Raw genomic sequence first — 14,242 nt, 5'->3', positions numbered from 1 at the left:
TCCGGGCAGCGGGCCCGGTTGGTGGGTGCTTGCCTCGACGACAGCACGGGCTCGGTGGCGGGATGCTTCGAGGGTGCGAACAGTCTGCAGTTCTCAGAGCGGTTCGGGATGGTTGCGGCCGTCGGCGGCTGCCGATGGCTTTGCCGCGGACATCAGTCACGAGCTGCGGACGCCGTTGACGACGATGCTGAACTCGATGGAGCTGATCCACCACCATCGCGCCGAACTGCCTGCTGCCGTCCGCGAACCGGTCGACCTGCTCAGCGAAGAGCTGGAGCGGTTCGGGCGGTTGGTCGTCGACCTGCTGGAGATCTCTCGTGACGACGGCGACGACCAGTGCAGTGGGGAACAGGTACGGATCGCCGAGCTGATCCAGGCTGCCGCCGACGGTGTGGCTGGGCGGCCGGTGACGCGGGCGAGCGCCGATGCGGCCCGCTTGACCGTGCTGGCCGACAAACGCCGCCTCGAGCGAGTGATCACGAATCTGGTCGAGAACGCCGCGAGCCACGGCGGTGGATGCGAACAGGTATCGGTCTCGGCCGGTGGCCTGGGCGTCATCATCCAGGTCGACGACGCGGGTCCCGGCGTACCGGCCGGTGAACGCGACCGGATCTTCGAACGGTTCTGCCGGGGCCGGTCCGAGCGGCGACCGAGCGAGGATCACGGCATCGGTCTCGGTCTGTCCATCGTGGCCAGGCACGTGAGGTGGCATCACGGGGAGATCCGGGTCGAGGACCGCCCGGGTGGTGGCGCACGCTTCGTCATCGAGTTGCCGACCTGCGAACCGGTTGGGCGAGCGCACCGAGGTCGACCGACAGGAAGCCTCGCTGGGCGCTGGTCGTGAAAGACCTGAGCGATCCGCCGGCCCGGCCCTGCCTGTGTGGGGCCCGCACCCCGAAGGCATGTGAGCGGAGGGCGGCTGTCGCGTGGCCAGGACGATGACGCCGCTGCGAGCGTTCCTCCGGACCGAGACGGGCGGCGCAGCGGTTCTCCTGACAGCCACTGTCGCTGCTCTGGTCTGGGCGAACCTGTCCGCATCGTCGTACGACGCGGTGTGGGGGACAGGCATCGCGATCCGGGTCGGCGGCTGGAGCATCGCACAGGACCTCCGCCAGTGGGTCGACAGCGGTTTGATGACGTTGTTCTTCCTGGTTGTCGGTCTGGAGGCTCGCCGCGAGTTCGACATGGGTGAGCTGCGGGAGCGGCGACGGGTCGCGCTGCCGCTGGCGGCCGGCCTCGGTGGCATGATCGTCCCGGTCGCGATCTACCTCGCCGTCAACGCCGGCCGACCGTCCGCGCAGGGGTGGGGTGCGGCGATGTCGACGGACACGGCGTTCGCGCTCGGGATGCTTGCCGTCGTGGGGCGGAGTTTGCCGGCCCGGCTGCGGGCGTACCTGCTCACGCTGAGCGTCGTCGACGACCTCGTCGCCCTCGTCGTCATCGCGACCGTCTACACCAGCCACCTCGCCCTGATGCCGCTGCTGATCGGAGTCGGGGTCCTTGGGCTGGTCCTGGTCGTCCGCACCGCCGGCGTTCGCTACGGCCCGGTCTATGCGCTGCTCGGAGTGACGGCCTGGGTCGCCTTCTATTTCTCGGGGGTGGAGCCGATCGTGGTCGGCCTTGTCATCGGGCTCTTGACGTTCGCGTATCCGGCCGCCCGGACCGATCTCGAACGCGCGACCGAATCGTTCCGGCTGTTCCGCGAGCAGCCGACCCCGGAGCTCGCCCGCTCGGCACAGACCGGGGTCGTTGCGGCGATCTCGCCGAACGAGCGCCTGCAGCTGCTGTACCACCGGTGGACGGGCTACGTGATCGTGCCGATCTTCGCCCTCGCGAACGCCGGGATCGGGATCGACACCGCTTTCCTCGGCCGGGCGTTCCGATCGCCGATCACCCTGGGCATCCTGTTCGGCTATCTGGCCGGGAAGCCGATCGGGATCGTTGGATTCTCCTGGCTGGTGCGATGGATCAGTCGTGGTCGCCTGCGCCCACCGGTCGGCTGGGCCGCCGTCGCCGCGGCCGGCGCGATCGCGGGCATCGGCTTCACGGTTGCCCTGCTGGTCTCGACCCTTGCCTTCTCCGGCGAACAACTGCAGGAGGCCAAGTTCGGCATCCTGACCGCGGCGCTGTGTGCGTCGATCGCCACCTGGCTCGTCCAGCGCGCGGTCGTCCTGCTGCCGCGGAAGAAGCGACGGCGGGCGCTGTTGGGGACCGCGGAGTCCGTCGTCGACCTCGCCGCTCCGGTCGATCCGAACCGCGACCACGTGCGCGGACCAGCGGACGCGCGGGTCACCGTGCTCGAGTACGGCGACTTCGAGTGTCCGTACTGCGGCCTGGCCGAGCAGCCGGTCCGCCAGTTGCTCGCCGAGCATGGCGACGTTCGCTATGTCTGGCGGCATCTGCCGCTCGCGGACGTCCACCCGCGGGCCCAGCTGGCCGCTGAGGCGGCCGAGGCTGCGTCCGTCCAGGGAGCGTTCTGGGAGATGCACGACCTGCTGATCGAGCATCAGGACGCGCTGCGGATGCCTGACCTCGTCCGTTATGCCACAGCGTTGGGCCTCGAGGTTGAACGCTTCCGTGACGACCTCCGCCGGCACCTCGGCGCCGGCCGGGTCGCCGAGGACGTCGAGTCCGCCGACCTGAGCGGAGTGTCGGGTACGCCGACGTTCTTCATCAACGGGCGCCGGCACCACGGGGCCTACGACCTCGAGGCCCTTTCGGCCGCGGTGGTCGCGACCGAGCGGCGGGTCGCGGCGAAGGGACCGTAGGACTCAGGGGTGCCGATGGAGTGTGGTCGGCAACTATTCCCGCAAAAGGGTGTTCCTGGTGGCAGACTGGACCAGGATTCGGCAATCCGGGGCGACGCCGGTGGCAACGATCCTGGCCGGCGTCCGGCGAAGGAAGCGTGACATGACACGGAGCCGGTGGGATCCGGCCGTTGTTCGCTGGTCGGGCAGGGTGCTCGGCAGCGTGGCGATGGTGGCCGCGGTGACGGGGATCATCGCGCTGCTCAAGTCACACGTTCCCGCGCTGAATCTGCTCGTTCTCTACCTGCTCGCGGTGCTGCCGATCGCGATCCTGTGGGGAGCCCGGCTGGCGGCGGTGATGTCGGTCGTCAGCATCACGGTCTTCGCCCTGGTCCTGTCGCCGGACGCCTCGGTCCTGATCGCCGACTCGCGCAACGTCGTGGTGCTGGCGGTGTTCCTGGTGACGGCGATCGTCGTCGCCGAGCTCGCCGCACGATCGCGTCGATCCGCGCTGGAGTCGGCGCGCCTGTCGAAAGAGCAGTCGGCCCTGCGACGGGTGGCGACGTTGGTGGCCCAGTCGGTCCGGCCGGCGGAGGTTTTCGAGGCCGTGACCCGGGAGGTCGGTCTGCTCTGCGATGCCGACCTCGCGCGGATGGAACGCTACGAAGCAGACGGGACGGTGACCGGGATCGCCGCCTGGACCAGGGGAGAGGGCCGGCTTGCGGTCGGGACGACGTTCGAGCTCGGCGGCCTGAGCGTGGCCCGTGACGTCCGGCGTACCGGTGGTCCGGTCCGGCTCGACGGTTTCGCCGGCGCATCGGGCGATATCGCCCTCGAGGCGCGTGCACAGGGCATCCGGTCGTCGGTCGGTTGCCCGGTGGTCGTGGCCGGACGGTTGTGGGGAGTGATCGCTGCGTCGACGAGGCGTGACGCGCCCTTCCCGGTGAACACGGAGGTACAGATCGCCAGCTTCACCGAGCTCGTCGCCACCGCGGTCGAGAACGCCGAATCACAGGCTGAGCTTCGCCGGATGGCTGACGAGCAGGCCGCCCTGCGCCGGGTGGCGACCCTGGTCGCCGGTGGGGTCCGTTCCGAGCTGGTCTTCGACGCGGTGGCGCAGGAGCTGAGCCAGCTGACCGGCGCCGATATCACCGGCATCCTCCGCTTCGAGTCCGACGGCTCGGCGACGATGATGGGCAGCCGCGGCCTGAGCGGGGATCGCACCCGGGTCGGCGCCCGGATGGTGATGGAGGTGCCATCGGCCATCGCTTCGGTGCAGGCAACCGGCAGGTCGGCACGCTACGACGTCGATGTGGAACAGCTCGAGCGTGGCGCCGAGCTTGTCAGCGGCTGGGGCGTGCGGTCGGCGGTGGCGAGCCCGATCATCGTCGAGGGCCGGTGCTGGGGCGGTATCACCGTCGCCTCGCGGGGGAGCCCGTTCGCGGCGGCTACCGAGCCGAGGGTGGTCGAGTTCACCGAGATCGCCGCGACCGCGATCGCGAACGCCGAGAGCCGGGCGCAGCTGGTCGCGTCCCGTGGGCGGGTGGTCGCGGCCGGCGACGAGATGCGGCGCAGGCTGGAGCGGAATCTGCACGACGGAGCGCAACAGCGGCTGGTGTCGCTGGCGCTCGAACTCCGGCTGGCCGCGACCACGGTGCCCTCCGAGCTACCGGCGCTCAGGGCCGATCTCGGCCAGAGCGCCGAGGTGCTCAACGAGGTGGTGGACGAGCTGCGCGAGATCTCCCGTGGCCTGCACCCCGCGATCCTCGCCGAAGGTGGCCTTGGTCCCGCACTGCGGACGCTGGCCCGACGCTCAGCCGTCCAGGTGGAGTTGAAGGTCGAGACCGAGTCGCGCTACTCCACGCCGCTGGAGGTAGCCACGTACTACGTCCTGTCCGAGGCGCTCACCAACGCGAGCAAGTATGCGCAGGCCGCCATCGTCGAGGTCACGCTGGCGGAGCGAGCCGACACGGTCCGGCTGCGCATCCACGACGATGGCGTCGGCGGGGCGGATCCACACCGGGGGTCGGGCCTGGTGGGCGTCCGCGACCGGGTCGAGGCCCTGGGCGGTTCGATGGATCTGACCAGCCCCGTCGGCCAAGGCACGACGATCGAGGTCTCCTTCCCGATCGTGCGCCCGGACGACGAGAGCCGCTGAGACCCTTGGCGGCAGTCGTGGTAGGTGCTGTCAGCTCAGGTTCGCAACTCGTGAAGACACCGGGAGGCCGGCGGCACCACGACCCCGTTGAGGTTGGTACCGGCAACGTCGACCGTGGAGTCGTTTCGCTGCGCGACCGGCCAGCGGTAGTGGTAGGCGACGTCGAGGATCGGGGCGTACGCCGTCACATCGTCGGGAGCCAGCCCGGGCAGGTCCGCGCGCCGGCAGTCCAGCAACAACAGAGTCACCGGAAGCGAGGAGAAGCGGCGGAGCCAGTCGGCGATGTACAACGACATGCTTTCGCCGAGACCGGGCGAGATATCGGTATCGCGGCCACCAGCACACAGCTTGTGGGTCTGGGCCAGCCAGCGCAGCGGCGACGGTACCTGCAGGACCAGCGGCGTCGTCGCGGTCCGGGCGACGCCCGAGACGAGCTCGAGCGCTGCGCCCGCCGTGGCGTAGTCCGACAGCAGCGTCTTGAGGGCATAGCCGACGTGCGTGCGCGACGACGTGAGGGCGAGCAGCGCTTCGTCGTTCGCGAGCAGGTCCGTGTAGATCGTGCTGAGGTCGACGAGCGTGCAGTCTGCATCGAAGGCGCCGCGCATGATGGACTCCCGGACTCACCAAATGTGGTTGAGACCACTGTGGCGGGATTCGCGCGGGACAGGGTGTCTCACATTCGGACACTTGCAGGCGCAGGCCGGCCCGCCAGTAGCTTCCGGACGGGCTTTGCAGAGCCTCCACCCAGGGAGATGATCGAAGGGTGAAGGAGGAAACCGCCGCCGGCAGGCGGGTCGCGGCCGCCCGGATCGCCTTCCTGACCTCGGGGGACACGGTCGCCGGGGTGGTGCCCGACCTGGTGGAGGCGTCCTGGCGCCGTTCGTACTCGGCCGGGGTGAACGCGGCGACCGTGGAGGCGCAGTACCACGCGGACCTCGACCTGTCCTCGCGGTTGGTGCGCTGCGCGGAGCCGGTGATCGAACGTCTCGGTCAGGAGGTCGCGGACCTGCCGCTCAGCATCGCGCTGACCGACGCCCGCGCGCGAATCCTCACCAGGACGGACACCGATCGCAGCATCGGGGCACGGCTGGAGAAGGTGGCGTTCGCGCCCGGCTTCGACTATGCCGAAGGAGGCGTCGGGACCAACGGCGTCGGCACGGTCTTCGAGTCCGGACAGCCGGTACACATCATCGGACCACAGCACTTCCACGAGCGGTTGCAGCCGTTCTCCTGCGCCGGTGCCCCGATCCGCGATCCGATCAGCGGCCGGGTCGAGGGCGTCCTGGACCTCACCTCGCTGGCCGAGCATTCGAGTCCGCTGATGCATACGCTGGCGCGGGCCGCGGCCCATGACATCGCGCAGAACCTGCTGGCGGATCGCAGCCTGCAGCAGCAGGCGTTGTTCGAGATGTTCGTGCGAACGGACGGTCGCACCCACGGCGCGGTGATGGCGATCGGCGGCACGGTCGTGATGGCCAACACGATGGCACAGACCCTCTTCGATCCCGCTGAGCAACTGACCATCCAGCAGCACACCCGCTACCTGATGGCAGGCCGCGACGAGCCGGTCGACCAGATCGAGCTTCCGACCGGCAAGGTGGTACGGATCCGCGGCGTCCGGATCTTCGTCGGCGGTGAGGTTGCCGGGCTGGTCGTGGAGGTGCTGCTCGTCTCCGAAGGCACGCGACCGTTGCCTAAGGCACCCTTGATGCCGTTTTCGTTGCCGACCGCAACGGTGAGCGCACCGAGCGGCGGCCCGGCCCCGCGTGGCGCGCTGTCCCCGGTGACCGACGGGCGGTCGCCGCTGTGGAAGCGCGCGGGGGAGCGGATCACCGCAGCACTCAGCCGGCACGAGGCCCTGCTGGTGATGGGGGAGCGGGGGACCGGAAAGTTCTCACTCGTCGCGGAGATCTTCCACCAGGTCACCCCCGGTGGGCGGAGCCTCGCCATCGACGCGGCGGAGATCAGCCGGGACAGCTACGACGAGGCCGAGGATGCGCTCGCGGCGACCACCGTTCCGACGCTGTACATCCTGCGCAACATCGACACCCTGTCAACCGAAGGTGTCGAGCGGCTGCACACTTTCCTGCTCGCTGTGGCCGACAGTGACCTGCCGGTCTTCGTGGCGGCCACCCTCGCGGATGCCAATCTCGATTCCGACCTGCCGTTCCGGGACTTGCTCGTGCACTTCCAGCACGCCGTGACGGTCCCCCCGCTACGGCATCGGACCGAGGACCTGCCTGCCGTGGTCTCCCGAGTGCTCGCCAACGTCGCTGACCGACGCGGCGTCCGGCTGAGTCCGGCCGCGATGCGCGTTATTGCCCGCTACTCCTGGCCAGGCAACATCAATCAACTCGAACAGGCGCTCAGCTCTGCTCTGCTCAAACGCCCGGTCGGAGAACTCCAGCCGGAAGACCTGCCCGGCTACTGCCACAACACAGCACGACGGCAACTGGCGGGGATCGAGGCGGTCGAACGAGACGCGATCGTCAAGGCCCTACACGATGCCGACGGCAACCGCTCCCAAGCCGCGGCGGCGCTCGGAATCGCTCGCTCGTCCCTGTACCGCAAACTCAAGACCTACGGCATCACCACCATCTGATCGCCGTTCCTGCCGCCCTGCTTACCTGCTAGCGGGTAGGTGGGATTGCCGCTGGCGGAGTTGGGCCGGCAACTGCCTGCGGGGAATCGTGGAGTCGTTGGCAAATCGGACTCCTCGCAAGGAGGAAACAGAGATGGCTGCCGTCGTAATCGGCGAACATGAAGCTGCAACGCTGCCCCACCATCGGGCGGTCGCAATTCGGAAGATGACCGTCGAGGGGATCGGGGCGTTCTTCCTGGTATTCACCGTGGCTGTCAGCGGGTTGAGCCACAGTGCGTTCACTCCGCTGGCCGCCGGTGCGGCGCTGATGGTGATGGTCTACGCCGGCGGACACATCTCCGGCGGCCACTTCAACCCGGCCGTCACGATCGCGGCGCTGGTGCGTCGCCGGATCGGGCCGGCTGACGCCGTCCAGTACTGGATCGTGCAGCTGGTTGCCGGCGTGGTCGCCGGGCTGGTGGCTCGAGCAGTGGTCGACCCGGCGAGGGTGATATCCCTGCACCCGTCGGGTCGTGCCCTCGGCGCGACGGCGGTCGTGGAGCTGTTGTTCACCTTCGCGCTGTGCTACGTCGTACTGAACGTTGCCACCAGCAAGGATCAGCCGGGCAATTCGTTCTTCGGTCTGGCGATCGGTTTCACCGTCGTGGCCGGAGCGTTCGCCGTCGGCGGGATCTCCGGCGCGGCGTTCAACCCGGCCGTGTCGCTCGGCGCAGCCATCGGCGGCCTGTTCGCCTGGTCGACGATCTGGGTCTATCTGGTGGTGCAGGTCATCGCCGGTATCGCGGCCGGCCTCGTCTTCCGCGCACTGAACCCGGACGACAAATGATCCCGGTCGAGTTCACCCTTCCATCCACTGAGGAGACACGAGTATGACCAGCACGCAGCCCAAGCCGACGACCACCGACGCCGGAATCCCGGTCGAGAGCGATGAGCACTCGCTCACCGTCGGCCCGGACGGCCCGATCCTTCTTCAGGACCACTACGTCATCGAGCAGATGGCCAACTTCAACCGCGAGCGGGTACCGGAGCGCCAGCCGCACGCCAAGGGCGGCGGCGCGTTCGGCAAGTTCGAGGTCACCGGCGATATTCGCGCCTACACCAAGGCAGCGTTGTTCCAGCCGGGGACGACGACCGACATGGTGGCGAGGTTCTCCACCGTGGCCGGTGAGCACGGCAGCCCTGACACCTGGCGTGATCCCCGCGGCTTCGCGCTGAAGTTCTACACCTCCGAGGGCAACTACGACATGGTCGGGAACGACACCCCGGTGTTCTTCCTGCGCGACCCGATCAAGTTCCAGCACTTCATTCGTTCGCAGAAGCGCCGGGCCGACAACAACCTGCGCGACCACGACATGCAGTGGGACTTCTGGACCCTGTCCCCGGAGTCTGCGCATCAGGTGACCTGGCTGATGGGAGACCGGGGCATTCCCCGCTCCTGGCGGGAGATGAACGGGTACTCCAGCCACACCTACATGTGGGTCAACTCCGACGGCGTGAAGTACTGGGTGAAGTACCACTTCATCAGCGACCAGGGTGTCGAGTGCCTGACGCAGGCCGAGGCGGACGCACTGGCCGGTACGGACAGCGACTACCACGTCCGGGATCTGTACGAGGCGATCAAGCGGGAGGACTTCCCCAGCTGGACGCTGAAGGTTCAGATCATGCCGTTCGAGGACGCCAAGGACTATCGCTTCAACCCGTTCGACATGACCAAGGTCTGGCCGCACGCCGACTACCCGCTGATCGAGGTCGGAAAGATGACGTTGGACCGCAACCCGGCCGACTATCACTCCGAGATCGAGCAGTTGGCCGTCGAGCCCAGCAACATGGTGCCGGGGATCGGGCCGAGCCCGGACAAGATGCTGCTGGGCCGGATGTTCTCCTACCCGGACGCGCACCGCGCCCGCATCGGGGTGAACTACAACCAGTTGCCGGTCAACGCTCCCAAGGCGCCCGTGAACAACTACAGCACGGCCGGCCACATGCGGTACCACAACGCCACCGACCCGGTGTACTCACCCAACTCCAAGGGCGGCCCGCGGGCCGACACCGAGCGGTACGGCGAACCGGCCGGCTGGTACACCGACGGTGAGATGGTGCACGCCGCCCAGACCCTGCATGCCGAGGACGACGACTGGGGTCAGGCGGGCACCTTGGTCCGCGAGGTGATGGACGACGCGGCCCGCGAACGGCTGGTCTCGAACATCGTCGGCCACCTGCTCGACGGCGTCACCGAGCCGGTGCTGGTGCGTGCCTTCGAGTACTGGCGCAACGTCGACTCGGATCTCGGCCAGCTGGTCGAGAAGGGTGTCCGCGCCGGACAGTCCTGATCCGCGGATCGCCCGTGGGGCCTGGCATCAGGAGGGCCAGGCCCCACCGTCACCCGACCCGAATCTCCACAGCCGAACGGTTACTGCGATGACGATTGTCAGTCTGAGCCTGTCCCACCGGACCACTCCGGTCGAGGTACTCGAGAAGCTTGCCGTCCCGGCCTCGCAACGGCGTGGTGTGCTACTCGGCCTGCACGCTGCGCCGAGCATCGACGAGGTCGTCGTACTGTCGACCTGCAACCGGGTCGAGGTCTATTCGGCTGTCCACGGCCCGGTCGACCACGTGACGCAGGTCGTGGCAGACCTGCTGGCCGACCACGGGCGGCTAGAGGTCGGGGAGGTGATGCGGACAGCCCGGATCCGAGTGGGCGGTGCGGCTGCCGAGCACCTGTTCTCGGTGGCGTGCGGGCTGGATTCGATGGCTGTCGGCGAGGACCAGATCGTCGCTCAGCTCAAGGCCGCGGCCCGCGCAGCCACGGCGGCGGGAACTGCCGGCCAGGCCACGACCCGGTTGATCGACGCCGCACTGCGGGCCAGTAAACAGGCCCGTACGCAGACCACGATCAGCACCGAAGGCATCTCGCTCGCGCGGGCCGGCTTGGAGGTCGCCGCCGTACAGCTGGGCGGGCTCGCCGGCCGCGATGCGGTCGTGCTCGGGACTGGCAGCATCGGCAGGCTCGCGATCCGACTGCTCCACGAGGCCGGCGTCAGGCACCTGTCCGTGGCCAGCCGTAGGGAGACCCGCGCCGGCGAGGTCGCCGCGTTGGTGGATGGCATTGCGCTGCGGGTGAGCGACGTACCAGCGAAGCTTGCGGAGGCAGACATCTTCGTCACGGCAACCGGGGCAGCCGTTCCCGTCGTACCTGTCGAGCAGGTGCGGGCGGCCCGGGCGCACGTCGGCGATCGGCCGCTGTTCGTGCTCGACCTGGGGTTGCCGCCGGACGTGGATCCCGCTGTCGGGTCCTTGGCCGGGGTGACGCTCGTCGACCTGACTGCACTCGGCCGTCACCTCGCCGACCGAGAGATTCCGGACCAGGTCCCGCAGGTCCGGGCCATCGTCGCTGCGGAGCTCCGCGCGTACCTGGACCGGGAGGAACAAGCGGCCGCGGCGCCCGTCATCGCCGCGATGCACACGCAACTGAGACAACTCGCGGACGCCGAACTGACCCGCCTGAACGACCGGCTGCCAGACCTCACCGACCAGCAACGCGCCGAGACGGCCGCGACTGTGCACCGCATTCTCCGCAAGATCCTGCACCGGCCGTCCGTGCGGGCAAGGGAGTTCTCCGCCGGTCCTGACGGGCCTGCCTATCTCGACGCACTCAGCCAGCTCTTCGACCTCAGCACACCTGCAGACACTGCTCAGCTTGGCCAGGCTGCGGTGAGGCCGCCGTCGATGGTGAGCGACTGACCGGTGATGTAGGCGGCCGCGTCGGACAGGAGGAAGAGGACGGCGTCGGCAATGTCGGCCGGCTGGCCGACCCGGCCGAGCGGAATGGCCTGAGCCGACCGTTCCAGCCCGGCCGGGCCGCCAGAGTTGACCGGATCGAGTGACTGGGGTGACTCGATCACCCCGGGCAGGACGGCGTTGATCCGCAGCCCGCGTGGTCCGAGCTCGAGGGCCGCGCTGCGGACGAACCCGATCAGACCAGCCTTGGCCGAGGTGTACGGCGTATGACCGGCCCACCCGACCGCCGCACCCGCGATACTCGACACCACCACGATCGCGCCCTGCGGAGACAGCTTCGGTACGGCGGCCCGGACCGTCCGCATCACGCCGGTCAGGTCGATGTCGAGTATCCGCAGCCAGTCGTCGTCCTGGAGCACCTCGAGTGGCGCCAACGTGAGCACACCCGCATTGGCCACCACCGCGTCGAGCCGTCCGAACCGCGCCACCGTCGCATCCACAGCCGCAACCATCGCGTCGGAGTCACGCACATCGGCCGGTACGGCGAAGGCCCGGCCACCAGCGGCGGTGATCTCGGCCACCACGGCCTCGGCATCGTACGGATCGCCGTCGAAGGTACCGACCGCAACCGCGCAACCGGTCGTTGCCGCGACGAGTGCTGTCGCGCGGCCGATACCGCTGGCCGCTCCGGTGACGAGTAGGGCGGTCACAGCATCACGTGTCCGCTGTTCGGGCCGAGGGTCTGCCCGGTGTAGAGGTTGCCACCCGGTTCGCTGGCCAGCAGGACGGCTGTCGGTGCGACCTCGAAGGGTTCGCCGGACCGCTTCAACGGCAGTTCAGCCATCAGTGTGCGGATCCACTCGTCGGACAAAGTGCCGCCGAGTGGGGTGTTGATCGGGCCGGGAGCGATGCAGTTCGCCGTGACCCCGGTGCCACCCACCTCGCGCGCCAGCGACTTGGTGAAGCCGATCACGCCGGCTTTCGCGGCCGCGTAGTGCGCGAGCCCGGCCCCGCCACGCTGACCGACCTGCGACGCGATGTTGATGATCCGGCCGAAGCCGGCTTCGAGCATCGGCGGCAGTGCGGCCCGCGAACACAGGAAGACGCTGCGCAGGTTGACGGCGATCATCTCGTCAAATAGCGCCGTCTGCATGTCGAGCACCGGCGACTCGGTCAGGATGCCGGCGTTGTTCACCACCACGTCCACGGCGCCGAGCGCATCCCGCGCCTCACCGAACATTCGCTCGACGTCGGGCTCGCTCGACACGTCGGCTTCGACCGTCACCACTTCGTTGCCGAAGGCAACACACAGGTCCCGGACGGCGTCGAGCCTCGGTCCACCGGTCCGGTCGGCCAGGCACAGCCGCGCTCCGGCTTCGGCGTACGCCATCGCGATCGCAGCGCCGATGCCGCTCGCAGCACCGGTTACCAGTGCGGTCAGTCCGTCGAGCGCGGCGATCGGTACGCCGGACGACCTGATCGGTTCCGCGGTCACGCGCTCACCCCACTGAAGATCCGGGCCGAGTTGCCGCCGAGGATGAGCTCGCGCTCGGCGTCGCCGAAGTGGGCCAGGTCGACCCGCAGGCGCTCGTACCTCATCGTGAACAGGGGAGCGGCGGTGGCGAACAGCAGCCGCTCCGGTCCGAACTTGGCCACCACGCCCTCCAGGAAGTCCTCGCGGTACATCGCACTGGTCTGCACATGGACGTTGTCGTTCGCGAGTGCGAGCTCCGCGTCGAACCCGGACAGCCCGGAGATGTTGAACTGACCGCCGTTGGTCAGCACGAACGGATTCGCCGGGGTCCAGGCCGCGGCCGCGGCCAGCTGCAGCGGCTCGGCGAACAGATGGAAGCCGGCGGCAACCATCACCGGAACCGCCAACTCTGCGGCGCATTCCACGATCGGGCGGACCAGCGGTCCGTCGTTGATCCGGAAATGTTCCTCCGACGGATGCAGGAAGAGCCCACGAGCACCAGCTGCCACCGCGCGGCGCAGCTCGGCGACCGCATCGTCGCCCTCCCACGGATCGACCCGGCAGAGCGGAATCAACCGGCCGCCGGACGCCGTGGCGGCGGCCATCAGTACGTCGTTCGCCGACGGGAGGCCACCACGATGAGGGTGCATCGGAACTGCGACAGCCACATCGGTGCCAATGGCATCCATTCCCGCCAACGCCGTGGCGGCGTCCTGCCCATAACCGAAGTGGGACGTGCCGAGATAGACAAGTCCATCGACAGTGCTCATGCCGCCAGCCCCAGCAGCTTCTCGGCGTTGCCGCCCAGCACGAGCCCGGCGTGCGTCGCGCCCAGTTCGGCGATGACGACCTTCTGCCGTTCGAGTGCGGGGGAGCTGACTGGTCCGTCGCTGCCGAAGACGACGCGCTCGGCGCCGATCCGCTCGACCGCGGTGAGGATCTTGTCCGGGTAGGGCATCGCAGAGGTCTCCAGGATGACGTTCGGGAACCGTTCGGCCACCTCGAGCGCCTCGTCGACATGGAAGTAGCCGCCCATGTGGCCCAGGATGATGACCGCATCGGGACACGCGGCCGCCGCTTGCGCGATCGAGAGCGGCGTACTCAACGGCTCGTCGCCGCAGTGGAACAGCGTCGGTACGCCGAGCTCCCCGGCGTACCGAATGAGGTTGATCGTCGCCGCACCGCCGGGGTGCTGCAGCGTCGACACCGGGTGCAGCTTGAGACCCTTGAAGCCGAGCTCGGTGATGGCCCGCTTGAGTAGTTGCCGCGAAGTCTCCAGGTACGCCGGATTGAGCCGGACGAACCCGTAGAGCCGGTCGGGGAAGCTGTTGCACGCCTCGGCGATCAGCTCCAGCCCGCGGGGGTTGAGGCCCGGCAGGTCGGTCAGCGTCATCACTGCCGACCGCTCGACCCCGGCCTCGTCCATCGCCCGGATACAGTCCTCGGCCGACATCTGCCAGCCCAGCGAGGTCCCCTCCTCGATGTGCATGTGCATGTCGAAGATCATCTGCAGTCCTCCTTCA

At 68.7% G+C, this 14,242-nt stretch carries 12 protein-coding genes; 7 read left to right on the top strand and 5 right to left on the bottom strand.

Going from position 1 to position 14,242, the window contains the following annotated elements; genetic code table 11:
• The first annotated feature begins 73 nt into the window (after positions 1 to 73).
• The 3 genes from ACWF4Z_RS14315 to ACWF4Z_RS14305 all read left to right on the top strand — a co-directional run bounded on the left by ACWF4Z_RS14315 (position 74) and on the right by ACWF4Z_RS14305 (position 4,905).
• Positions 74 to 844, top strand: a complete 771-nt coding sequence (locus ACWF4Z_RS14315) for a sensor histidine kinase (RefSeq protein WP_452243461.1) — start codon at positions 74 to 76, stop codon at positions 842 to 844.
• A gap of 82 nt (positions 845 to 926) precedes the next feature.
• Entirely contained in the window at positions 927 to 2,768 is a 1,842-nt protein-coding gene (gene nhaA / locus ACWF4Z_RS14310; RefSeq protein ID WP_452243460.1) for a Na+/H+ antiporter NhaA, read from the top strand.
• Between the two features lie 142 nt (positions 2,769 to 2,910).
• Complete coding sequence (locus tag ACWF4Z_RS14305; protein WP_452243459.1) at positions 2,911 to 4,905, top strand: sensor histidine kinase; 1,995 nt, start codon at positions 2,911 to 2,913, stop codon at positions 4,903 to 4,905.
• Positions 4,906 to 4,940: 35 nt separating this feature from the next.
• On the opposite strand, the gene ACWF4Z_RS14300 is transcribed toward ACWF4Z_RS14305, so the two are convergent.
• Positions 4,941 to 5,510 (bottom strand): hypothetical protein, encoded by a 570-nt coding sequence (locus tag ACWF4Z_RS14300; protein WP_452243458.1) that lies wholly within the window; start codon positions 5,508 to 5,510, stop codon positions 4,941 to 4,943.
• Positions 5,511 to 5,668: 158 nt separating this feature from the next.
• On the opposite strand from ACWF4Z_RS14300, the gene ACWF4Z_RS14295 reads away from it, so the two are divergent.
• From ACWF4Z_RS14295 to hemA, 4 genes are all read left to right on the top strand, one after another.
• A complete protein-coding gene (locus ACWF4Z_RS14295; protein ID WP_452243457.1) occupies positions 5,669 to 7,507 on the top strand; it encodes a sigma-54-dependent Fis family transcriptional regulator in 1,839 nt (612 codons plus the stop codon).
• A gap of 205 nt (positions 7,508 to 7,712) precedes the next feature.
• The gene (locus ACWF4Z_RS14290; protein ID WP_452243456.1) at positions 7,713 to 8,333 is read left to right on the top strand and encodes an MIP/aquaporin family protein; all 621 of its coding nucleotides are present in this window, start codon (positions 7,713 to 7,715) and stop codon (positions 8,331 to 8,333) included.
• Positions 8,334 to 8,376: 43 nt separating this feature from the next.
• Positions 8,377 to 9,837, top strand: a complete 1,461-nt coding sequence (locus tag ACWF4Z_RS14285; protein ID WP_452243455.1) for a catalase — start codon at positions 8,377 to 8,379, stop codon at positions 9,835 to 9,837.
• A gap of 88 nt (positions 9,838 to 9,925) precedes the next feature.
• Entirely contained in the window at positions 9,926 to 11,248 is a 1,323-nt protein-coding gene (gene hemA / locus ACWF4Z_RS14280) for a glutamyl-tRNA reductase (RefSeq protein ID WP_452243454.1), read from the top strand.
• On the opposite strand, the gene ACWF4Z_RS14275 is transcribed toward hemA, so the two are convergent.
• Genes ACWF4Z_RS14275 through ACWF4Z_RS14260 form a run of 4 tightly spaced genes read right to left on the bottom strand, consistent with a single transcriptional unit; the run spans position 11,200 to position 14,226 of the window.
• On the bottom strand, positions 11,200 to 11,955 hold the full coding sequence (locus ACWF4Z_RS14275; RefSeq protein ID WP_452243453.1) for an SDR family oxidoreductase: 756 nt from the start codon (positions 11,953 to 11,955) through the stop codon (positions 11,200 to 11,202). The two genes, hemA and ACWF4Z_RS14275, sit on opposite strands and share 49 nt — an antisense overlap.
• Positions 11,952 to 12,740, bottom strand: a complete 789-nt coding sequence (locus tag ACWF4Z_RS14270) for an SDR family oxidoreductase (protein WP_452243452.1) — start codon at positions 12,738 to 12,740, stop codon at positions 11,952 to 11,954. Before ACWF4Z_RS14270 ends, ACWF4Z_RS14275 begins: the two co-directional genes overlap by 4 nt.
• On the bottom strand, positions 12,737 to 13,489 hold the full coding sequence (locus ACWF4Z_RS14265) for an amidohydrolase family protein (RefSeq protein ID WP_452243451.1): 753 nt from the start codon (positions 13,487 to 13,489) through the stop codon (positions 12,737 to 12,739). The genes ACWF4Z_RS14270 and ACWF4Z_RS14265 overlap by 4 nt, the downstream gene beginning before the upstream one ends.
• Positions 13,486 to 14,226 carry an amidohydrolase family protein gene (locus ACWF4Z_RS14260; RefSeq protein ID WP_452243450.1) on the bottom strand — a complete coding sequence of 247 codons (741 nt, stop codon included), beginning with the start codon at positions 14,224 to 14,226 and terminating at the stop codon, positions 13,486 to 13,488. The genes ACWF4Z_RS14265 and ACWF4Z_RS14260 overlap by 4 nt, the downstream gene beginning before the upstream one ends.
• Positions 14,227 to 14,242 lie beyond the last annotated feature (16 nt).

This window comes from Kribbella sp. NPDC055071 (assembly GCF_053608045.1).
The sequence above is the reverse complement of the archived record's forward strand: the minus strand, read 5'-3'. Positions and strand labels throughout refer to the sequence as shown.

Excerpts from the sequence above, each read along its gene's own strand:
- ACWF4Z_RS14305 (WP_452243459.1), top strand. The coding sequence starts at position 2,911 with ATGACACGGAGCCGGTGGGATCCGGCCGTTGTTCGCTGGTCGGGCAGG.
- ACWF4Z_RS14300 (WP_452243458.1), bottom strand. The coding sequence starts at position 5,510 with ATGCGCGGCGCCTTCGATGCAGACTGCACGCTCGTCGACCTCAGCACG.
- ACWF4Z_RS14290 (WP_452243456.1), top strand. The coding sequence starts at position 7,713 with ATGACCGTCGAGGGGATCGGGGCGTTCTTCCTGGTATTCACCGTGGCT.
- ACWF4Z_RS14285 (WP_452243455.1), top strand. The coding sequence starts at position 8,377 with ATGACCAGCACGCAGCCCAAGCCGACGACCACCGACGCCGGAATCCCG.
- hemA (WP_452243454.1), top strand. The coding sequence starts at position 9,926 with ATGACGATTGTCAGTCTGAGCCTGTCCCACCGGACCACTCCGGTCGAG.
- ACWF4Z_RS14265 (WP_452243451.1), bottom strand. The coding sequence starts at position 13,489 with ATGAGCACTGTCGATGGACTTGTCTATCTCGGCACGTCCCACTTCGGT.
- ACWF4Z_RS14260 (WP_452243450.1), bottom strand. The coding sequence starts at position 14,226 with ATGATCTTCGACATGCACATGCACATCGAGGAGGGGACCTCGCTGGGC.